The organism is Sphingomonas sp. LR60 (genome assembly GCF_036855935.1).
In the GTDB taxonomy this organism is placed as follows: domain Bacteria; phylum Pseudomonadota; class Alphaproteobacteria; order Sphingomonadales; family Sphingomonadaceae; genus Sphingomonas.
This window is the reverse complement of the sequence record NZ_JASPFK010000001.1, coordinates 3,604,323-3,625,292: the sequence shown is the minus strand read 5'-3', so window position 1 is coordinate 3,625,292 and position 20,970 is coordinate 3,604,323. Positions and strand designations below refer to the sequence as shown.

Annotated in this window: 18 protein-coding genes and 1 pseudogene; 8 read left to right on the top strand and 11 right to left on the bottom strand. The window is 68.0% G+C overall.

Annotated elements, in window-relative coordinates; genetic code table 11:
• Positions 1-207 precede the first annotated feature (207 nt).
• The 5 genes from QP166_RS17335 to QP166_RS17315 form a co-directional block, all read right to left on the bottom strand.
• Positions 208-342 carry a hypothetical protein gene (locus tag QP166_RS17335; protein ID WP_333917034.1) on the bottom strand — a complete coding sequence of 45 codons (135 nt, stop codon included), beginning with the start codon at positions 340-342 and terminating at the stop codon, positions 208-210.
• A gap of 209 nt (positions 343-551) precedes the next feature.
• Positions 552-1,976 (bottom strand): ammonium transporter, encoded by a 1,425-nt coding sequence (locus tag QP166_RS17330; RefSeq protein ID WP_333917033.1) that lies wholly within the window; start codon positions 1,974-1,976, stop codon positions 552-554.
• A gap of 11 nt (positions 1,977-1,987) precedes the next feature.
• Positions 1,988-2,326, bottom strand: coding sequence for a P-II family nitrogen regulator (locus tag QP166_RS17325; protein WP_028967359.1), 339 nt, complete (start codon positions 2,324-2,326; stop codon positions 1,988-1,990).
• A gap of 132 nt (positions 2,327-2,458) precedes the next feature.
• Positions 2,459-2,659 carry a putative signal transducing protein gene (locus tag QP166_RS17320; RefSeq protein WP_333917032.1) on the bottom strand — a complete coding sequence of 67 codons (201 nt, stop codon included), beginning with the start codon at positions 2,657-2,659 and terminating at the stop codon, positions 2,459-2,461.
• Positions 2,659-3,210: a pyridoxamine 5'-phosphate oxidase family protein gene (locus QP166_RS17315; RefSeq protein ID WP_333917031.1), complete on the bottom strand. Its 552-nt coding sequence runs from the start codon at positions 3,208-3,210 to the stop codon at positions 2,659-2,661. Before QP166_RS17315 ends, QP166_RS17320 begins: the two co-directional genes overlap by 1 nt.
• Positions 3,211-3,224: 14 nt before the next feature.
• Between QP166_RS17315 and QP166_RS17310 the strand changes: the two genes are divergently transcribed.
• Together QP166_RS17310 and QP166_RS17305 are read left to right on the top strand one after the other, a co-directional pair.
• On the top strand, positions 3,225-3,506 hold the full coding sequence (locus tag QP166_RS17310) for a type II toxin-antitoxin system CcdA family antitoxin (RefSeq protein WP_443027226.1): 282 nt from the start codon (positions 3,225-3,227) through the stop codon (positions 3,504-3,506).
• Positions 3,507-3,806, top strand: coding sequence for a CcdB family protein (locus tag QP166_RS17305; RefSeq protein ID WP_333917030.1), 300 nt, complete (start codon positions 3,507-3,509; stop codon positions 3,804-3,806).
• On the opposite strand, the gene tldD is transcribed toward QP166_RS17305, so the two are convergent.
• Positions 3,803-5,218: a metalloprotease TldD gene (gene tldD / locus QP166_RS17300; protein WP_333917029.1), complete on the bottom strand. Its 1,416-nt coding sequence runs from the start codon at positions 5,216-5,218 to the stop codon at positions 3,803-3,805. The two genes, QP166_RS17305 and tldD, sit on opposite strands and share 4 nt — an antisense overlap.
• 35 nt (positions 5,219-5,253) lie before the next feature.
• A complete protein-coding gene (locus QP166_RS17295) occupies positions 5,254-5,490 on the bottom strand; it encodes a zinc-finger domain-containing protein (RefSeq protein WP_333917028.1) in 237 nt (78 codons plus the stop codon).
• Positions 5,491-5,572: 82 nt separating this feature from the next.
• Here QP166_RS17295 and QP166_RS17290 point away from each other — a divergent pair, with 82 nt between their 5' ends.
• The 6 genes and pseudogenes from QP166_RS17290 to QP166_RS17265 all read left to right on the top strand — a co-directional run bounded on the left by QP166_RS17290 (position 5,573) and on the right by QP166_RS17265 (position 15,577).
• A complete protein-coding gene (locus QP166_RS17290; protein WP_333917027.1) occupies positions 5,573-6,514 on the top strand; it encodes an ABC transporter ATP-binding protein in 942 nt (313 codons plus the stop codon).
• Between the two features lie 249 nt (positions 6,515-6,763).
• Complete coding sequence (locus QP166_RS17285; RefSeq protein ID WP_333917026.1) at positions 6,764-7,684, top strand: 3-keto-disaccharide hydrolase; 921 nt, start codon at positions 6,764-6,766, stop codon at positions 7,682-7,684.
• Positions 7,685-7,978: 294 nt separating this feature from the next.
• On the top strand, positions 7,979-9,559 hold the full coding sequence (gene nadB, locus QP166_RS17280) for an L-aspartate oxidase (RefSeq protein WP_333917025.1): 1,581 nt from the start codon (positions 7,979-7,981) through the stop codon (positions 9,557-9,559).
• A gap of 145 nt (positions 9,560-9,704) precedes the next feature.
• The gene (locus QP166_RS17275; protein ID WP_333917024.1) at positions 9,705-10,814 is read left to right on the top strand and encodes a serine hydrolase; all 1,110 of its coding nucleotides are present in this window, start codon (positions 9,705-9,707) and stop codon (positions 10,812-10,814) included.
• Between the two features lie 227 nt (positions 10,815-11,041).
• A pseudogene (gene polA, locus QP166_RS17270) lies at positions 11,042-13,809 on the top strand (DNA polymerase I).
• A gap of 244 nt (positions 13,810-14,053) precedes the next feature.
• Positions 14,054-15,577: a lipopolysaccharide biosynthesis protein gene (locus QP166_RS17265; RefSeq protein WP_333917023.1), complete on the top strand. Its 1,524-nt coding sequence runs from the start codon at positions 14,054-14,056 to the stop codon at positions 15,575-15,577.
• Positions 15,578-15,613: 36 nt separating this feature from the next.
• Here QP166_RS17265 and purH read toward each other — a convergent pair whose 3' ends face one another.
• Genes purH through QP166_RS17245 form a run of 4 tightly spaced genes read right to left on the bottom strand, consistent with a single transcriptional unit; the run spans position 15,614 to position 20,948 of the window.
• Positions 15,614-17,167 (bottom strand): bifunctional phosphoribosylaminoimidazolecarboxamide formyltransferase/IMP cyclohydrolase, encoded by a 1,554-nt coding sequence (purH, locus tag QP166_RS17260; protein ID WP_333917022.1) that lies wholly within the window; start codon positions 17,165-17,167, stop codon positions 15,614-15,616.
• A gap of 49 nt (positions 17,168-17,216) precedes the next feature.
• Complete coding sequence (locus tag QP166_RS17255) at positions 17,217-18,938, bottom strand: heparinase II/III family protein (RefSeq protein ID WP_333917021.1); 1,722 nt, start codon at positions 18,936-18,938, stop codon at positions 17,217-17,219.
• Positions 18,935-19,597 carry a ribulose-phosphate 3-epimerase gene (gene rpe, locus QP166_RS17250; RefSeq protein ID WP_333917020.1) on the bottom strand — a complete coding sequence of 221 codons (663 nt, stop codon included), beginning with the start codon at positions 19,595-19,597 and terminating at the stop codon, positions 18,935-18,937. Before rpe ends, QP166_RS17255 begins: the two co-directional genes overlap by 4 nt.
• A gap of 28 nt (positions 19,598-19,625) precedes the next feature.
• Positions 19,626-20,948, bottom strand: a complete 1,323-nt coding sequence (locus QP166_RS17245) for an RsmB/NOP family class I SAM-dependent RNA methyltransferase (protein WP_333917019.1) — start codon at positions 20,946-20,948, stop codon at positions 19,626-19,628.
• Positions 20,949-20,970 lie beyond the last annotated feature (22 nt).

The following is a 20,970-nucleotide window of genomic DNA, read 5'->3' as shown; positions in this document are numbered from 1 at the left end:
GGCCGGGGCCCAGGTGGGGGACGCTGCGGAAGTGCCTCGCGCTAAATCTCCCTTACGTTCCGCCTTCGCCGGGGTACGAAGACGAATGGTTCAAGCCAGATGGACCAACTTCATCGAAGGGCCAAGGAACAAGCGGGGTCCCGGATCAAGTCCGGGACGAAGTGGCAGGTGCAGCGCGAGTGGCTTCAGTCGATCTCGCCGACCCTGTTACCTTATCAGTAGCTCGCCCACATAGACCAAGGCATCCGCGGCAAGCTGTGCGCCAAGTACCGCAGCGGTGAACGTCGCCGCGAGTCCTGCGGCAACCATGCCGTCATGGCTGGCGTTCCTGATCCTCAACATGACCCATCCTCTCTTTCTCGGAGCCGGGGTCTCGCTTGAACGGGATCGCCCGGCTCGCGCAATTCATATAGCGCATCCGAAGCGACACGTCATCTTGCAGCGCAGCACGCAAAAATGGCCCGGTCGCGTCGCCGCGCCGGGCCTTGAGGTGTTGTCCGCAGGAGGAACATCGGTGGCGGGGCGGCGGCAATCGCCACCCCGCGAATTCGTCAGTAATTATAGGCGCGCTCGCCATGCTCGTTGATGTCGAGACCCTCGACCTCGACCTCGAGCGGGGGACGCAGCCCCATCGTCGCCTTGATGCCGTAGAAGAGCACTGCCGACACACCGCCGGAGAGCGCCAGCGTCAGCACGACCGCCTTGATCTGCGTGATGACCTGCGCGGCCATGTCATACTGGCCGGCGACCGACGGGAATTTCGTATAGTCGATGAAGCCCTGACCCCCGAGCGACGGGTCGGCGACGATCCCGGTCGCGATCGCGCCGATGATCCCGCCGACGCAGTGCACGCCGAACACGTCGAGCGTATCGTCATAGCCGAGCTTGTTCTTCACCGTGGTGACGAAGAAGAAGCATACCGCGCTGGCGACGAAGCCGAGGATGATCGATGTCATCGGTGCGGCAAAGCCCGCGGCCGGGGTGATCGCGACGAGGCCGGCGACCGCCCCCGACACGCCGCCCAGCAGCGACGGCTTCTTGTGGATGATCTGCTCGATCACCGCCCAGGCGACCGCGGCGGCGGCGGTGGCGACGAAGGTGTTGACGAACGCGAGCGCCGCGCCGCCATTGGCTTCGAGGTTGGAGCCGGCGTTGAATCCGAACCAGCCGACCCACAGCAGCGAGGCGCCGATCATGGTCATGGTCAGCGAGTGCGGCGGCATCGGCTCCGACTTGTAGCCATGGCGCTTGCCGATGATCAGGCAGCCGACCAGGCCAGCGATACCCGCGTTGATGTGCACCACGGTGCCACCCGCGAAGTCGAGCGCGCCCCAGCCGTACAGCAGGCCGGCGTCGGTCGGCGCGTCGGCGAGGAAGTCCGGACCCGCCCAGTACCAGACCATGTGCGCCATCGGGAAATAGACGATCGTCAGCCACAGCACGACGAAGATCAGCAGCGGGGTGAACTTCACGCGCTCCGCGAACGCACCGACGATCAGCGCGGGCGTGATGCACGCGAAGGTCATCTGGAAGGCGATGAACGCATATTCGGGCACGTAGACGTTGTTCGAGAAGGTCGCCGCGACCGAGGTCGGCCCGACGCCGGCGAGGAAGGCCTTCGACAGCCCGCCGACGAACGCGTTACCGCTGGTGAAGGCCATGCTGTAGCCCCAGCACACCCAGACGAGGCTGGCGACCGAGACGATCATGAACACCTGCATCAGCACGCTGAGCATGTTCTTGGTGCGCACCAGCCCGCCGTAGAACAGCGCGAGGCCGGGGATCGACATCATCAGCACCAGCGCCGCCGAGATCAGCAGCCACGACGTATCGCCCTTGTTGATCATCGCCGCGGCGGCTTCGGCGCCAGGCGCGCGCACCGGGCCGGCGGCGGCTTGCGCCCATGCCGGCGCGGTGGTGAGCAGCGTGGCAGCCAGCGCCCCCGCGCCGCCCGCAATCTTTCTGGAAAGCGTCATCGGTCCCCCCATCACAATGCCGTATCGTCGGTTTCGCCGGTGCGGATGCGCACCGCCTGTCCGACATCGAGCACGAAGATCTTGCCGTCGCCGATCGCGCCGGTGTTGGCGGCGGCCTGAATCGCCTCGACCACGCGGTCGGCGATGTCGGAGGCGCACACGACCTCGATCTTGATCTTGGGCACCATGTTGGTGCTGTATTCGGCGCCGCGGTAGATTTCGGTCTGGCCCTTCTGGCGACCGAACCCCTTCACCTCCGACACCGTCATCCCGGCCACGCCGACGGTGGTGAGCGCTTCGCGCACCTCGTCGAGCTTGAACGGTTTGATGATGGCTATGACCAGCTTCATCACGCCCCCTTTGCGTTTGTCCCGTGAGGAAGCTTCGCAAGGCGCGTGCCAGTTGCGCGCAGAGGGTGGCGGAGGCGGCGGTGGCGTTAAGATGCGTTAATAATTGTGCAGTGCGTCAGCGGTGCCCGATTTTCAGGCAGCCCCGGCGATCGCTTGCGCGGCGACAAGATCATCCTCGTCAACCATGACGCGCACCGGGATCAGCAGCCAGCTTCCATCGGCGATACTGGCCCCGCCGTCGAAGGCGAGCGCGGGGATACCGTCGGATTCGAGCCGCGCCACGAGGATGTTGGCGAGGTTCCGGTCGTACCGGCCGAGTTCGACCAGCGCCATCAGGCGGGCACCTGCGTCGGGCTGCGAACCGGAAGGCCGTCGATGCTGTGGGTACGGACCGCATATTTGCCGAAGCGCGTCGCATCGTCGGTGCTTGCGTGATATTTGTTCAGCGTGTCGCGCTCGCGCTCGAACGCCATATACGGCACGCCCCATCCACATGACGTCTGCACTTCGTCGATCGCGATCACGAAGATCTGTCGCGTGCCGGGCAACAGCGTGAAGTGCGCCGACAGCTCCTGCCACTCGTCATCCTGCGGCAGCACCGGGCGACCATGGCCATAGATGCGGAAGATGAGCGCGGGATTGTCGAAGGCGCAGAACATGATCGTGATCCGCCCGTCGGCGAGCAGATGCGCGTTGGTTTCGTTCCCCGATCCGGCGACATCGAGATAGGCGACGGTCGTGTCGTCGAGGATGCGGAAACTGTCCATGCCCTTGGGGCTGAGATTGACACGCGCGTCCGCCGCGGCGGTCGCGACGAAGAACACCGGTTGCTTCGCGACGAACGCACGATGCTCGGCGGTGAGGGCGGGGAAGAACTTGGCCATCGATCGGCTCCGCGTTGACGCGCATCGATGATGCGCATAGCTTCTGCACTATGAAGCACGATCCGATCGTCTCCGGCAAGCGAAAGCCGGTCAATCTCTCGCTCGACACGGGCGTGGTGGCGTTTGCCCGCGAGCATGGCCTGAACCTGTCGCAAATCAGCGAGGCTGCCTTGAAAAAGGCCGCCAGTGCCGAGCGTAATCGCCGCTGGGCGGAAGAGAACCGTGAGTGGATCGACGCGAACAACAAGTGGGTGGAGGAGAACGGCCTTCCGCTCGAAAAGTACCGGATGTTCTGAGTGGCGAAGTTTGACGTATATCCGTCACCGGACGGTGGATATTGGCTGGATTGTCAGTCCGACACGCTCTCGATGCTCAACAGCCGGTTCGTGGTGCCGCTCGCGGATCGGAAGCATGACCTTGCGCTTGCCGACCGCCGCCTGAACCCGGAGTTCGAGGTCGACGGCGAAAAGGTGATCATGCTGACCCATTTCGCGGCTGCCGTACCGGCACGCCTGCTGCGATCGGCGACGACCTCGCTCGTCGATCAGGAATATGCGATTGGCATCGCCCTCGATATGCTGATCTCGGGCTTCTAGGCCGTCCCGCCGACCGTCAGGCCGCCGATCAGCAGCGTCGGCTGTCCCACACCCGCGGGCACGCTCTGCCCGCCCTTGCCGCACACGCCGATCCCTTCGTCGAGCGCGAAGTCGTGGCCGACGCCCAGCACCTTGGTCAGCACGCTCGGCCCATCGCCGATCAGCGTCGCGCCCTTGATCGGCGCGCCGAGTTTGCCGTCTTCGATCCGGTACGCCTCGGTGCACGAGAAGGTGAACTTGCCCGAGACGATGTCGACCTGCCCGCCGCCGAACGACTTGGCGAAAATGCCTTTCTTCACGCGGCTCAGCAACTCGGCGGGATCGTCCCTGCCTGCCTTCATGAAGGTGTTGGTCATCCGCGGCATCGGTGCATGCGCAAAGCTCTCCCGCCGCCCGTTGCCGGTCGGCTCGACCCCCATCAGCCGCGCGTTGAGCCGGTCCTGCATATAGCCCTTGAGGATGCCGTCCTCGATCAGGATCGTCTCCGACGTCGGCGTGCCCTCGTCATCGATGGTCAGCGAGCCGCGCCGGTCGGCGATGCTGCCATCATCGACGATCGTCACGCCCGGCGCCGCGACGCGCTCGCCGATCCGTCCCGAGAAGGCCGAAGTGCCCTTGCGGTTGAAGTCGCCTTCCAGCCCGTGCCCGATCGCCTCGTGGAGCAGCACGCCGGGCCAGCCGTTGCCGAGCAATACCGTCATCTCGCCCGCGGGCGCATCGACCGCCTCGAGATTGACCAGTGCCTGCGCCAGCGCCTCGTCGATCGCGCGGTTCCACATGTCGGGCGTCATCACGCGGTCGTAGAGGTAGCGGCCGCCGACGCCGAACGATCCGGTCTCGCGCCGTCCGTTCGCTTCGGCGACGATCGAGACGTTGAGCCGCACCAATGGCCGCACGTCGGTGGCGACGAAGCCGTCCGGGCGGACGATCTCGACCACGCTCCACGTCCCCGACAGCCCGACCGACACCTGGGCGACGCGCGGATCGCGCGCCCGCGCGGCGGCGTCGATCGTCTGGCAGAGGTTCACCTTGTCGGCGAACGGCACGAGATCGAGCGGGTCGGCATCGGTATAGAGCCTGTGGTTGGTCCGGGTCGGCGCCGCGGCCTTGGTCGCGGTCGATGGGTCGATCAACGCCATCGTCTCGCCCGCGCGGCGGATCGCGGCCTCGCTCAGCTCGTTGGCGTGCGCGAAGGCGGTCATCTCGCCCGACACCGCGCGCAGACCGAAGCCGGCGGTGGTGTCGTAACTGGCGGTCTTCAGCCGCCCGTCGTCGAACCCGAACGCCTCGGCCTTGCGATATTGCAGGAACAGCTCGCCATCGTCGGCGCGTGCCAGCACATCGGCGGTGACACGCTGCGCGGTCGCGGGGTCGAGCGTGTCGCGGTACAGGAAGGAGCGGGGATCGGTCATCGCGCCAAGATAGGCGTGCCGTGCCCCCGACGCCACTATTGCGGGCTGCCGCCTTCGGAAATGTCGGGCAGCCTGGTATGATCGACGCCATCCGCCGGCCCGCCGATCAGCACGAAGCGGCGATCGCAATAGCCGCAATCGACATAGCCATGCTCGTCGATCTGCAACCACACGCGCGGGTGGCCGAGCGCCGCGCCGCCCGGAATATCGGTCGCGCCATCGCAGGCGACGCGGGCGGAGGAGGTGCGGACGAGTTCGGACGGCGGGCGCATGGGCAGGCGATTAGCAAGGCGGGGGCGGTGAAACAATCCTCACGTTATTGGCTTCCGTCGCCGGCGCGCCTATCGCCGCCCGATGACCGAAGCAGCGATCTCGATCCGCGACCTGTGCAAGACCTACGCCGGGGTGAAGGGCGGTGCACCCAAGCGCGCGCTGGACGGCGTGACGTTCGATGTCCCGCGCGGCAGCATCTTCGGGCTGCTCGGCCCCAACGGGGCGGGCAAGTCGACGCTGATCAACATCCTCGCCGGGCTGGTCAACAAGACCAGCGGCGCGGCGTCGATCTGGGGCTTCGACATCGACGAACATCCGCGCAACGCCAAGGCGTCGATCGGGATCGTCAATCAGGAAATCCTGTTCGATCCGTTCTTCACGCCGGTCGAGACGCTGGAGATCCAGGCCGGGCTATATGGCGTGCCCAAGAAGGAGCGCCGCAGCATGGAACTGCTCCGTGCGGTGCATCTGGAAGACAAGGCGAACGCTTATGCGCGAACGCTGTCGGGCGGCATGAAGCGACGGCTGATGGTCGCCAAGGCGATGGTCCATACGCCACCGGTGCTGGTGCTCGACGAACCGACCGCGGGCGTCGACATCGAGCTGCGCCAGCAATTGTGGACCTATGTGCGCAGCCTCAACGACGCCGGGGTGACGGTGGTGCTGACCACCCATTATCTCGAAGAGGCCGAGGAATTGTGCGACCGGATCGCGATCATCAACCACGGCCGCGTGATCGCCAATTCGCCGACCGCCGAGCTGCTGGGCAAGGCGCAGGAGAAGATCGTCGCGGTGACGGTCGACCGCGACGTTGCGGCGCTGCCCGACAATGACTGTTTCGGGAAGGTCGCGCTGAAGGGCACGCGGACGCTCGAGATCACCTATGCCAAGGACCGCGTCAATGCGGGCGAGGTGCTGGGGGCGATCCAGCGCGACGGCTACGGGATCGTCGACGTTAGCACCAAGGAAGCCGATCTGGAGGACGTGTTCCTCAACCTGACGCGCGCGGCGAACGCGGGGTAGGCGTGACCGTCGGCGTTGAATCCGCTGCCGCCCCGGACATGATGTGCGATGCGGATGCGAGGGCAGGCCATCCATCGTCATTCCCGCGCAGGCGGGAATTCGGAACCTCCGACGTTGGTGGTTCTCATGAAGACCTGCGCGTCTGGATTCCCGCCTGCGCGGGGATGACGGTCGCGGCCGTGTTGTGCCAAGCCATTGTTCGGGCAGCATGATCCTGCGATAGCCTGCTCCGGAACAGGGAGGGCACCGATGAATATGATCCTGCTGACGGCCGCGCTCGCGCAGGCGGCGCCGTCGCCCGTCGAGCAGGCACGCGCGATCGTCGGTGACCCGCCCGCCACCCCGCAGACGCTCGTCCTCACCGACGTACCCAAGCCGACCGGCCCGATGCGCGCGCTGTTCAACGGACGCGACCTGTCCGGTTGGCAACCGTGGCTCGGCTATCCCGATCCCGTGGTCACCTACCGCGACAAGCCCGGCGCGACCCCGATCGGCCGCGCGCGCTCGACCGCAGGCGACTTCGCGGTCAAGTCGATCGACGGCAAGCCGGCGATGTGGGTCAAGGGCGAGACCTGGGGCGCGCTGGTCCATGACGCGGACCTGCGCGACTATCACCTGCGGCTCGAATTCCGCTGGGGCGACAAGCGCTGGGCGCCGCGCGCTGACCAGCCGCCCAACAACGGCCTGCTCTATCATACGCATGGCGCGCCGGGGACGGTGTTCGGGACGTGGCAGCCTTCGGTCGAGTTCGAGATCATGAGTGGTTCGACCGGCATGGCGGTCGCGGTCGGGCGCGACGTGCGTATCCGGACCACCGCCGCGCTCGACCCGTCGCTGATCTCGCCGCCGGTCCGGTATCGGATGGGCGGCAAGCCGGTCGAGATCGTCAACGGCTCGCTGGTCTGGAACGTCGAGAATGCGCGCGATGCCGAGCGGCCGGCGGGGCAGTGGAACGTGCTCGACCTCTACGTGCTCGGCGACCGCGCAGTGCATGTCGTCAACGGCGTGCCGGTGATGGTGGTCGAGGGGCTGGCGACGGTCGGCGATGGCGGCGTGCGCACTCCCCTGACGCATGGGCATGTCCAGTTGCAGTCGGAAGGCGCGGAGACGTGGTTCCGCAGCGTGACCGTCGAGCCGATCGACCGATTGCCCATGGTGGTGGCGAGGTAGCCACGTCCGTCATTTCCGTGCAGCGACATCCCCGCGTCGGGACATCCCCGCGCAGCGTCATCCCCGAGTAACGTCATCCCCGCGCAGGCGGGGATCCAGACGCGCAGGTCTTCGCAAGGGTCGAAACGTCGGAGATTCTGGATTCCCGCCTGCGCGGGAATGACGAAGTAGGGGTGCCGACAACATAGGCTGTCCCTCACGCCCCGATTTATGCCACATGATCGTCATGTACCCCGTGCCTGCCGCAAGAACCCGCCAGCGTCTCAACATTCGCAACATCCGCGGGCGCACGGCATGACGAACAGCGATGTGCTGATCGTCGGTTCGGGCGCCGCCGGGCTGACCGCCGCGCTCAACCTCGCCGATCGCTTCAAGGTGACGGTGCTCGCCAAGGGCGCGCTCAACGAAGGGTCGACCGCTTGGGCGCAGGGCGGGATCGCGGCAGTGCTCGAACCCGGCGACACGTTCGAGAACCATGTCGAGGACACGATGGTCGCGGGCGCGGGGCTCAACGACCGTGCGATCGTCGAGTTCGTCGTCGAACGCGCGCCCGCCGCGATCGAGCGGCTGCGCGCGTTGGGCGTGCCGTTCGCCGAAGAGGCCGGCGCGCTGCACCTGACGCGCGAGGGCGGGCATTCGCATCGCCGTATCGTCCATGTCGCCGATGCGACCGGCTGGGCCGTGCAGGAGGCGCTGCAACGCGCCGCCGAAGCGCACCCCAACATCACGCTCGTCCCCGATCAGGTCGCGATCGACCTCGCCACCAGCCGGCATGAGGAGCGCTATTCGGGCGCTGGCAACGTCTGGGGCGTCTATGCGATCGATCGGCGTAGCGGGCGCGTCGCGCGCCATACCGCGCGCGCGACGATCCTCGCGACCGGCGGGGCGGGGCGGACCTATCTGTTCTCGACCGCACCCCGCGGCGCAACCGGCGACGGGATCGCGATGGCGTGGCGGGCGGGCGCGCGCGTCGCGAACATGGAATTCATGCAATTCCACCCGACCTGCCTCTATCATCTGGAGGTCAAGAACTTCCTGATCACCGAGGCGGTGCGCGGTGAGGGCGGGCGGCTGATCAACCCGACGACCGGCAAGCGCTTCATGCCCTATTACGATGCGGAGCGGCTGGAGCTGGCGCCGCGCGACGTGGTGGCGCGCGCGATCGACGCCGAGATCAAGCGCTACGGGCTCGATTTCGTCCACCTCGACATCAGCCACATGCCCGCCGATTTCGTGCGCGGGCATTTCCCGAACATCTACGAGAAGCTGAAGGGGCTGGGGATCGACATGACGGTTGCCCCGATCCCGGTGGTGCCGGCGCAGCATTACACCTGCGGCGGGATCATGGTCGATCGCGACGGGCGCACCGATCTGCCCGGGCTCTATGCCGCAGGCGAATGTACGCAATCGGGGCTGCACGGCGCCAACCGGCTGGCGTCGAATTCGCTGCTCGAATGTTTCGTGTTCGGCGAGGCGGCGGCGCGGCATATTGCGGCCTGCTGGGACACGCTGCCCGCAATACCCTCGATCCGGGCATGGGACGAAAGCCGCGTGACCGATTCCGACGAGGAAGTGGTCATCAAGCAGAACTGGACCGAGATCCGCCGCTTCATGTGGAATTACGTCGGGATCGTCCGCACTACCAAGCGGCTGGAGCGCGCCCGGCACCGCATCGACCTGCTCCGCTCCGAGATCGAGGATTATTACGGGCATTTCCGCGTCACCCCCGATTTGATCGAGCTGCGCAACCTGCTCCAGACCGCCGATCTGATCGTGCGCTCGGCGCTGCACCGGCATGAAAGCCGTGGGCTGCACTACACGCTCGACTATCCCGAGTTAAGCGACCCGCCGACCGACACGGTGCTGGTGCCGTGACCCCCAGGGAAACAGCGGTTTGAGCGACGGCGACTCGACTCGTCGTGTGCTGGCTGGCGGTCGTCGCAAGCACGAGTCGCAGGGGTTTGCGTCGGCAACCCCGCCCGTCACACCCGTGGATCAGGCAGGGGTGACGGCGGCGGACATGGGAAAGACGACATTCGCGCACCGGGCGACGGTGATCGGCTGGTCGCTGCTGATCGCCGGATGCGGCGCGGGGGCAGGGTCGACCTTGATCCCGGCAGCGCCGCCGCCCCCGATCGTCTCGGTTGCGGTCCCGCCGCCCGCGCCGCCGCGCCCCAAGTCGGCGCCGCGTGCGCTCCAGCAACGCGTCACGCAATTGATCCGCAGCTTCCCGGGCAAGGCCGGCGCGGCGATCCAGGCGGTCGACGAAGACTGGATCGTCCAGGAGGGCGGCGCGCTGTATCTGCCGCAGCAGAGCGTCAGCAAATTGTGGGTCGCGATGACCGTGCTGGCGCAGCGCGACGCCGGGCGGCTCAAGCTCGACGATCCGTTGGTCGTCACCCGCGATGACCTGACGCTGTTCCACCAGCCGGTCGCCTCACTGGTGACGGGCGAGGGCTATCGCACCACCGTCGGCGGGCTGCTGACCCGCGCGCTGACGCAGAGCGACAACACCGCCAACGATCGTCTGCTGACCTATGTCGGCGGCCCGGCGGCGGTGCGGCGCTTCCTGACGGAAAAGCGGCTGTCCGGCATCCGCTTCGGCCCCGGCGAGCGCCTGCTCCAGAGCGGCACCGCGGGGGTGACGTGGAACCAGTCGATGGCGATGGGGCGCGGGTTCGAGGCGGCACGTGTGCGGCTCGATCCGGAGGTGCGCCGCGCCGCGCTGCAACGCTATATCGACAATCCGCCTGACGGTGCGCAGCCGGCGGCGATCGTCGAGGCGCTGGCGCGGCTGGCACGCGGCGAGTTGCTCAGCGAGACGTCGACGCGCATCCTGCTCGAGACGATGGCCGCGTCGCACACCGGGCGCGCGCGGCTGAAGGCGGCGACCCCGGCCGGCTGGACGCTCGCGCACAAGACCGGCACCGGGCAGGAACTGGGCAGCCGCAACGCCGGCTTCAACGACATCGGCCTGCTCACCGCGCCCGACGGGCGGCGCTATGCGATCGCGGTGCAGATCGGCGACACCACCGCGCCGATGCGCGTGCGACAGGTGCTGATCCAGCAGGTCGCCGCCGCGCTGACCGGTGCGCAGCCGCGTTCGGGCGGGGTGGACGAGTCGGAATAGCCTCCACTATCGTCCTTCCATCCCCTCTTCGTCATTCCCGCGGAGGCGGGAATCCAGAACCTCTGACGATGCTACCCTTGCGAAGACCTGCGCGACTGGATTCCCGCCTTCGCGGGAATGACGGCAGTGGAAGAATAGCGAAGGAGAGGACCATCCCTGCGGGGATGACGGCAGCGCCCCCTACAACCCGGTTCCCCGCCGCGCCAATCCGTTATAGGGCATCCCTCATGCCGCACCTCTATCTCGTCGACGGATCGGGCTACATCTTCCGTGCCTATCACCGCCTGCCGCCGCTGACCAACAAGCACGGCGAGCCGGTCGGCGCGGTCTATGGCTATACGACGATGCTGTGGAAGCTCGCCGACGCGCTCCACAAGGCCGATGGGCCGACGCATATGGCGGTCATCCTCGACAAGTCGAGCAGCACGTTCCGCAACGAGCTGTACGATCAATACAAGGCGCATCGTCCGCCGCCCCCGAGGACCTCGTCCCGCAATTTCCGATGATCCGCGACGCGACCCGCGCCTTCTCGCTGCCGTGTATCGAGGAACAGGGCTGGGAGGCCGACGATCTGATCGCCAGCTATACGAAGGCGGCGCTGGCGCAGGGGTGGCAGGTGACGATCGTCAGCTCCGACAAGGATCTGATGCAGCTGATGACCGATCCGTCGGTCGACATGCTCGATACGATGAACAACCGCACGCTCGGCCCTGCCGATGTCGAGGCGAAGTTCGGGGTCGGGCCGGACAAGCTGGGCGATGTGCTCGCGTTGATGGGCGACAGCGTCGACAACGTCCCCGGCGTGCCCGGCGTCGGGCCGAAAACCGCCGCGAAGTTGATCCTCGAACATGGCGACGTCGAAGGCGTGCTGGCTGCTGCCGACGCGATGAAGAAGGGCAAGCTGCGCGACAATCTGATCGAACATGCCGAAGCAGCGCGGATGAGCCGCAAGCTGGTCGAGCTGGCGTGCGACATACCGCTGCCACAGCCCCTCGACGAACTGTCGTTGGCGGACGGCATCCCCGACGCGCCGTTGCGCGCGTTCCTCGATCATCACGGCTTCCGCTCGCTGCTGACCCGGCTGGGCGAGGTTGCCGACGCGCCGGTCGCCGAGGCAGCGACCGACGCCGCGTTCGACGCGGACGAAGAGCCGGCGTGCAACCACGACGGCTATGAGACGGTCACCGACGAGGACGCCCTCGACTGCTGGATCACCGTCGCGCGGCACCAGGGCTGGCTGGCGATCGACACCGAAACCACCGCCAAGGACCCGATGCTCGCCGAACTGGTCGGCGTGTCGATGGCGCTGCACCCGAACCTCGCCTGCTACGTGCCGTTGGCGCATGGCGGCAGCGACATGTTCGCGGAGCGCCCGGCACAGCTGGATCGTGATGCCGCATTGGCCAAGCTCAAGCCGCTGCTGGAGGACCCCGGCGTCCTCAAGATCGGGCACAATCTGAAGTATGATTTGATCGTGCTCTCAAAGCTGGGCATCGACGTCGCCCCGTACGACGACACGATCGTGATGAGCTTCGCGCTCGATGCCGGGCTGCACGGGCATGGCATGGACGAGCTGGCCGCGACGCATCTGTCGCACACCTGCATCGCGTACAAGGACGTGGTCGGGACGGGCAAGAAGGCGCTGGGCTTCCACGAGGTCGATCTGAAAGCAGCGACCCGCTACGCCGCGGAGGACGCCGACGTCACGCTGCGATTGTGGCGGCGCTTTGCCGCGCGGCTGCCGCGCGAGGGCGGGACGCGCGTTTACCAGATGGTCGACCGCCCGCTGGTGGCGGTGATCGCGCGGATGGAGCGGCGCGGGATCAAGGTCGATCGCGAGAAGCTGGCGCAACTGTCGGGCGAGTTTTCGACGCAGATCGCGCAACTGGAAGGTGTCGTCCACGAACTGGCCGGCGGGCCGTTCACGATCGGCAGCCCCAAGCAACTCGGCGACGTGCTGTTCGAGCGCCTGGGCTTGAAGGGCGGGCGCAAGGGCAAGAGCGGGGTCTATTCGACCGACGTCAACGAGCTGGAACGGCTGGCCGCCGACAAGGACTCGCCCGGTGCCAAGATGGCGACCAAGGTGCTCGAATGGCGTCAGCTGACCAAGCTGAAGAACACCTATACCGATACGTTGCAGGAACAGATTCATCCGGAAACCGGCCGCGTCCACACCAGCTATTCGCTGACCGGCGCGCAGACCGGGCGGCTGTCGTCGACCGATCCGAACCTGCAGAACATTCCGATCCGCACCGAGACCGGGCGACAGATCCGCGACGCGTTCGTCGCCGAGCCGGGCAACGTTATCCTCGCCGCCGATTATTCGCAGATCGAATTGCGGCTGGCCGCGCATATGGCGGAGGTGCCGCAGCTCAAGGAAGCGTTCGCGCGGGGTGACGACATCCACAGCCTGACCGCGCAGGAACTGTTCGGCGAGGTGACGCGCGACACGCGTGCCAGCGCCAAGACGATCAATTTCGCGATCCTCTACGGCATTTCGCGCTGGGGACTGGCGGGGCGGCTCGATATCTCCGCCGACGAGGCGCAGTCGATGATCGACCGCTATTTCGAGCGCTTCCCCGGCATCAACCGCTATATCGCCGAGACGCTGACGCAGGTGCGCGAGCACGGTTTCACCGAGACGTTGTTCGGGCGCAAGACGCACTTCCCGCGTATCCGCAGCAAGGTGCAGCACGAGCGGCAGGGGGCCGAGCGCGCCGCGATCAACGCGCCGATCCAGGGGACGAGCGCCGACATCATCAAGCGGGCGATGGCGCGGATGGAGCCGGCGCTGATCGAGGCGGGGCTGCCCGACGTGCGGATGCTGTTGCAGGTCCACGACGAACTGGTGTTCGAGCTGCCCGAGGGCGACGTGGAGCGCGCGCGCCCGGTGATCGAGCGCATCATGGCGGGCGCGGCGGAACCGTCGGTGGTGCTCGACGTGCCGCTGGGGGTGGAGATCGGGGTAGGAGCGAGCTGGGGAGCGGCGCATTGACCGCGCAGGGCGGCAACGGGCCGCAGCCCGCTGACTCGCACCAGCGCGGCCGGCGGGCAGCGCCCGTCCGACGACATGGCTTTGCCAGGGCGCGCTTCACCCCTCCCGTTCGCCTCGAGCAGCCGTCGAGCGAAGCCGAGACGGCGTGTCGAGAGGTCGCTCCACGCGGCATCTTCTCGACCGACGGGTTCTCGACTGCGCTCGGACCCTGCTCGAAGCGAACGGTAGTGGGACGCCGCTTGGCATGACCGCGACCGACCAACCGGCGGACATCGCCGCGCTCGCAAAGGGCGGCCGCACCAACGTCGCAGGCTTCGTCCTGCGGCTCGGCGCACGGATCCCGTTCCTCTTCATCGCCGGCCATATGTACGGCGCGGCACTCGTCGGCCGCTTCGCCATCGCGGTGGTCGTGGTCGAGTTCGCTGCGCTGATCGCAACGCTCGGGCTCAAGCGCGGCCTCGCGCAGGCGCTGTCCTCGACCGAGCGCCCGCACAATCACGTCGTCTTCGATGCGCTGGCGCTCGCGTTGGTCGCCAGCCTGATCGCCAGCGTCGTGCTGTTCGCCTTTCCACAGGCGATGTACCCCAATTCGGCGATCGGTGGGCTCGACCGGTTCTTCCCGCTCATCATTCTCGCGCCCGCGCTGTCCGACGTCAGCCTCGCCGCGCTCGCCTATCGCCACAACGTCAAGGCGAGCGTCACCGCGCGCGCGGTGATCGAGCCGTGGACGCTATCGATCTTCGCGTTCCTCTTCTCGTTCTTCACCCACAAGGACGGGTTGGTGCTCGCCTATGTCGCGAGCATGGTCGCGGCGCTGACCGCGAGCATCGTGCCGCTGATCCGCAGCTATGGCGTGCCACACGGCTGGTCGCCGCATGTCGGGCAATTGTGGCAGATGACGCGCGCCAATACGCCGCTGGCGGGGGCCGACGCGCTGGAATGGGGCAGCCGCAACGTCGACCGGTTGATCCTGGGCACGTTGTTCGCGCCGAGCGTGGTCGGCATCTATTACATGGCGCAGCAGGTCGCGAGCCTGCCGCAGAAGCTGAAGACCAGCTTCGATCCGATCTTGGGCCCGGTGGTGACGCAGAGCCTCGCGCGCGGCGATCTGTTGGCGATCGCGCGGCAGGTGCGACAGGTGGCGTTCTGGATCATCGCCGCGCAGCTCGCGCTCGCGATCACCGCCTCGATCCCGCGTGAGGGCGTGATGGCGACGATCGGGCCGCAGTTCGTCGGCGGCGCGGCGCCGATGGTGTTCCTGCTGTTCGCCGAGGTGTTCGCCTCGACCGGCGCGGTGTCCGAATCGGCGCTTGTCTATATGGCGCGGCATCGCAATTTGCTGATTTCGATGACGATGATCGCGCTGCAGATCGCATTGTCGTTCGCGTTGATCCTCGCGCTGCGTGCGGCGGGATATGGCGTCACGACGCAGGCGGCGGGTGCGCCGATCGCGTTGATGCTGGTGGTGCTGCTCACCTCGTTCATCAAGGCGGGCGTGCTGGGTCGGTTACTTGGCGCGAGCGTCTCGCCGATGCGCTGGCCGCTCGTCTGGGCGGCGTGCGCGGGGGCGGCGGTCGGCGGGGCGTTCGCGTTGCTGCCGTCCGGATGGCGCTGGGCGCAAGTGTCGATCGGAGTCGCCGCGACGCTGGCGGCCTATCTGTTCGTGATCTGGCGCTACGCCTTCGGTCCGGAGGATCGCGCACTGTTCAGCAAGATGCCGAGCGCGGAAGAGGCGACCTTGCCCAACGACGGCGGGTTCATCCGGTAGATCGTCGCCCCTGCCTGCGCAGGGGCGTCGGGCAGATCAATGCCGGAAGTGGCGCATCCCGGTGAACACCATCGCCAGGCCGGCCTCGTCGGCGGCGGCGATCACCTCGTCGTCGCGGATCGAGCCGCCGGGCTGGATCACCGCTGTCGCGCCCGCCTCGACCGCCGCCAGCAGTCCGTCGGCGAACGGGAAGAACGCGTCCGACGCCACCGCCGAGCCGATCGTGCGCGCCTCGCCCCAACCGGCCTTGTCGGCAGCGTCCTTCGCCTTCCACGCCGCGATCCGTGCCGATTCCAGCCGGTTCATCTGCCCGGCCCCGACGCCTGCCGTGCTGCCGTCCTTGGCATAGACGATCGCGTTCGACTTCACGTGCTTGGCGACCGTCCAGGCGAACCGGCAGTCGGCCAGTTCCTGCGCGGTCGGCTGGCGCTTCGTCACCACCTTCAGCATGTCGTCGGTCAGCCGGCCATTGTCGCGCGACTGGAAGAGCGTGCCCCCGACGATATGCTTCATCAACGAACCTTCGCGATGCGGATCGGGGAGCGAGCCGGTCAGCAGCAGCCGCAGGTTCTTCTTCGCCGCGAACAGCGCCAGCGCTTCCTCGTCCGCATCGGGCGCGACCACCACTTCGGTGAAGATGCCGGTGATCGCGCGCGCGGTGGCGGCGTCGATCGCGCGGTTCAGCGCGATGATCCCGCCGAAAGCCGACACCGTGTCGCAGGCGAAGGCGGCCTCATAGGCGTCGGCAAGCGTGGTGGCAGTGGCGACCCCGCACGGGTTGGCGTGCTTGACGATCACGACGGTCGGATCGGCATCGCGGAACTCCGCCACCAGTTCCAGCGCCGCGTCGGCGTCGTTATAGTTGTTGTAGGACAGCGCCTTGCCCTGCACCTGCCGCGCCTGCGGCAGGCCGACGTTCGGATCCTCGACATGATGCCAGACCTGCGCGGTCTGGTGCGGGTTCTCGCCATAGCGCAGGTCCAGCGTCCGCACGTCGTTGAGCGGCGCCTGGCGGATATCCTCCTCGAACCAGTTGGCGATCAGCGTGTCGTAGATGCCGGTCAGGCGATACGCCTTCGCCGCCAGCCGCCGACGCTCCTCGAAGGTCGTCGTGCCCCCGGCGACCAAAGCGTAATCGGCCGGGTCGGTGACGATCGCGACATAGGCGTGGTTCTTCGCCGCCGAGCGGACCATCGACGGCCCGCCGATGTCGATATTCTCGACCACCTCGTCGCGGTCCGCGCCCTTGGCGACGGTCGCCTCGAATGGATAGAGGTTGACCACCACCAGGTCGATCGCGCCGATCTCATGCTCGGCCATGGATGCGGCGTGTGCGGCATCGTCGCGCACCGCCAGCAGGCCACCATGGACCTTGGGGTGCAGCGTCTTGACGCGCCCGTCCATCATCTCCGGGAAGCCGGTCAGTTCGCTGATGTCGCGCACGTCGAGGCCGGCGTCGCGCAATGCCTTCGCGGTGCCGCCGGTCGAGACGAGTTCGACGCCCTTGGCGGCAAGCGCGGAGGCGAGATCGACGATCCCGGTCTTGTCGGAGACGGAAAGGAGCGCGCGGCGGATCGGAATGCTGGTCATGCGCGCGCGCTTACGCGGGGGATGCGCGGCGCTCAACCCGCTTCGTCGCTTAGCGCGCGCGCTTCAACACCCAATTGACGCTCACCCCGGTCGGCGGCGCGAGGCCGTGGATCACGATCTGCTGCGTGGTGAACAGCCGCCCCCAGCCATCGACCCACACGCTGTCCTCGATCGTCAGCCGCTCGCCCCGGCTGCGGAAGTGCCAGAAATTGCCCGCCGCCGTGCGCAGCATCGCCGCCTGATTGTCGGCGGTCGCGACCGCCTCGACCCCGGCGGCGAGGTGGAAGCGCAGCAGGAACGGCGTCATCGCATCGGCGCGGCGCTGGCGTGCGCCCGGCGCGGCGAGCAAGGCGTCCTCGCCGCGCAACTCGCGCCCGTCGCTGAGCAACAGCAGCGTGCGCTGGTGCTGGAAGCCGTGGCGGCGGACATAGCCGTCGTGCCGCGCCTCGATGCGGCTGCCCAGTTCCGATTCCTGTCGCGTCAGCTCGACCTCGCGCACGCCTTTGCCGAGCGTGCCGTCGGGCAGGATCGCGGTCGAATTGGTATCGCCGATCGTCAGCGTCGAATGCGCCGAGGTGCTGCGTAGCCCGGTCACCATCGCCGGCGACATGCGCGCGCCGGTGACGCCCGCGCCGCCGCAATTGACGATCAGCCGCTCCGCGCCATCGCTGAACTCGAAGGCGAGCGTCGAGGCACTGCCGCCTTCCGCGACGCGCGCCATCGGCGGCGGCGCGGCGTCGACGATCAGTACCGCCGCGCCGTTGGCGAGCCGCTGATAGCCCCAGTCGCGCGATTGCCGGAGGGGTCGGCCATGTGCTCCGCTGGCGTGCAGCACGTCGTTGACCGTCTCGGCATCGACCGGGAGACCGCCCTGCCAGCTCGACAGCCCGCCGTCGCCCATCGTCGTGCCCAACAGCGCGGGGGTGGCAATCGATAGCGCGGTCGTTACCGGCTCGGGGAGCGGCAGTCCCCGCGCTTTATAGGCGGATCGCAACAGCCCGATCGTCGCGAGCACGTCGAGCAACGCGGCGGGCGAACGGCTGACCACCCCGCCGTCCGCGCTCAACCCCGTTCCCAGCGCGCGCGCCACCCCTGCCTCGCCGACCGCCAGCCGTATCTCACCCCCTGGCAGCAGCAGCCCGGCGATCACCACGCCCGCCCACGCGGCGATGCGCTCCGCACCCGGCGGCGCCTTGTCGGCGGTGCGATCCAGATGCCGCGCGGCGCGCGCGATGCCGTTGAGCACCCGCGAGCGGAACACGAGATCGGACGAGGCGAGCAGCAAGGGCGCATGGAACGCCCACATCGCCAGCCGCCGCGCGGTAGTCGCCGGGCGCCATGCCGGGTCGGAGACGCGGTCGCCATGCACCGCCAGCCACCCGCCCGCCAGTGCCTCGGCCAGCGGCACCGCACGCGTGCGGTCGCCCAGTGCGGCGACGTCGCGCAGCCATGCGAAGGAATGGAGATATTCCACGAACGCCGGCCCGGCCGCCGGCGCGGCGACGTCGATCGTCTCGATCGCATGATGCTCGCCGCCCGCGAACATCCAGCCTTCGAGCAGCGCCTCGCCGAGGTCGCTCTCACCGGGGATCGGGTCGACCGGGGCCGCGACCAGCTTGGCCGGATGCTGGCCGTCGAGCCGCCGGTCGTGGAGCGGGGTGCGCCAGGTCAGCCGTTCGACCCACGCCGCCATCCGGTCACCAAGCGATTCGCCGGTGCCGGCGGAAATGACGTGCTTTTCGGAATCGATGCCGTTGCGGTCGTCGCTCATCCGCCGCGCAGACCACGGATGTTCTCGGCATAACGCTCGGGTCCGCCACGGAAGGTGGCGGTGCCCGCGACCAGCGCATCGGCGCCGGCCTCGATCGCGCGGCGCGCGCTCTCGGCGTCGATCCCGCCGTCGACCTCCAGATCGATGTCGCGGCCGGATTGCTCGATCATCCTGCGGATCGCGCTGATCTTCTTGAGTTGGCTGTCGATGAAATGCTGCCCGCCGAAGCCGGGATTGACGCTCATCACAAGGACGAGGTCGACCATGTCGATCAGATAGTCGAGCATCTTGGCGGGCGTGCCGGGGTTGAGCACCACCCCCGCGCGCTTGCCCAGCCCCTTGATGTGCTGGACGGTGCGATGGATGTGTGGGCCCGCCTCGGGGTGGACGGTGATCGTGTCCGCGCCCGCCTCGGCAAAGGCGTCGAGATAGACGTCGACCGGCGAGATCATCAGATGGACGTCGAACGGCTTGGTCGTGTGCGGACGCAGCGCCTTCACCACCGCCGGGCCGATCGTGATGTTGGGGACGAAATGCCCGTCCATCACATCGATATGGATCCAGTCGGCGCCCGCGGCATCGATCGCGCGCACCTCCTCCCCCAGTCTGGCGAAATCGGCGGACAGGATCGAAGGGGCGATGCGAACGGGCTTCATCATGATCCCGCCCCGTTAGCGGACGCAGCGCCTAGGCGGAAGCACGCTCAACCCGCGCAACGAAGAACCCGTCGCATCCACCGACCGCTTCGAACATCCCCGGCAGCGTGCGGACCCAGCCTTCGGGCTCGGGCGCGATCTCGGCGGGCAGCTCGCCATCGCGCGGCGCGCGGATCGCGAACTCGGGATGTTCGCGCAGGAAACGCTCGATCTGCGCCTCGCCCTCCTCGGGTTCGAGCGAGCAGGTGGCGTAGACGAGCGTCCCGCCCGGCGCGACCCAGCTTGCCGCGCGATCGAGGATGCGCGCCTGTAGCAAGGCCATTTCCGCGACGATCCCGCCGTGCGCGCGGTGGAGCACGTCGGGGTGGCGACGGAAGATGCCGGTCGCGCTGCACGGCGCGTCGACCAGCACCGCCTGCGCTTGGGTGTCGGGAGACCATTTGAGCACGTCGGCGATCGCAATGTCGAAGGTGAGCCCGGTGCGCTCGCTGTTCTCGCGAAGTCGCACGGCGCGACTTTCGGACATCTCGACCGCCGTCACCCGCCATCCGGCGGCAGCGAGCTGGAGCGTCTTGCCGCCGGGCGCGGCGCACAGGTCGAGTGCGGTGCCGGTGCCGCGCCCGATCAGCCGCGCAGGAATCGAGGCGGCGAGGTCCTGCACCCACCATTCGCCCGCCTCGTAGCCGGGGAGCGCCGCGACGTCGCTGCCCGCGGGCACCCGCGCGTGCCCGGGGGCGAGCGAGGTCGCGTCGGGCAGCACCTTGGCAGCGTCGGCATAGCTGAGGTCGATCGACGGTGGCGCAGCGATCGCGCGCGCGGCGGCCGCGGCGACCGCGTCACCCCAGTTGCTGCGCCAGCGCTCCGCCACTGCGGCGGGCAGCGTCGGCACCTCTGGCAGTTTGGCCTCGCCGCGCATCAACGTGCCGAACACGCCGTGAACCAGCTTGCGCGGCCCGCCGTCGACAAGCGGCAAGACGGTGGCGATCGCGGCGTGCGGCGGCGTGCCGAGCCCCAGCGCCTGCGCCAGCGCGATCCTGAGCGCGCTGCGTGCCTTGGCATCGTCGGGCAGGCGCTGGCGCGTCGCCGAGTCGATCAACGCATCGAGATCGGGCAGCCAGCGGAGCGTCTCGGCGGCGATGGCGTGTGCCAGCCCGCGATCGGGGCCGCCCACCAACGCGCGTGTCGCATGCGCCAGCGCCGATTCGAGTGGCTCGCCCCGACGCAGCACCGCGTCGAGCAGCCGCAGCGCCGCGCGCCGTGGCGCGGTGCCGAGCGGCTCGGGGCCTCCCGGCGTGCGATCGGCGCGATCTGGGCGCGGTCGGGCGGGGCGGCGCGGAGGGCGGGCGTCAGCCACGCGCGGTCTGCTGCAAAAGGCT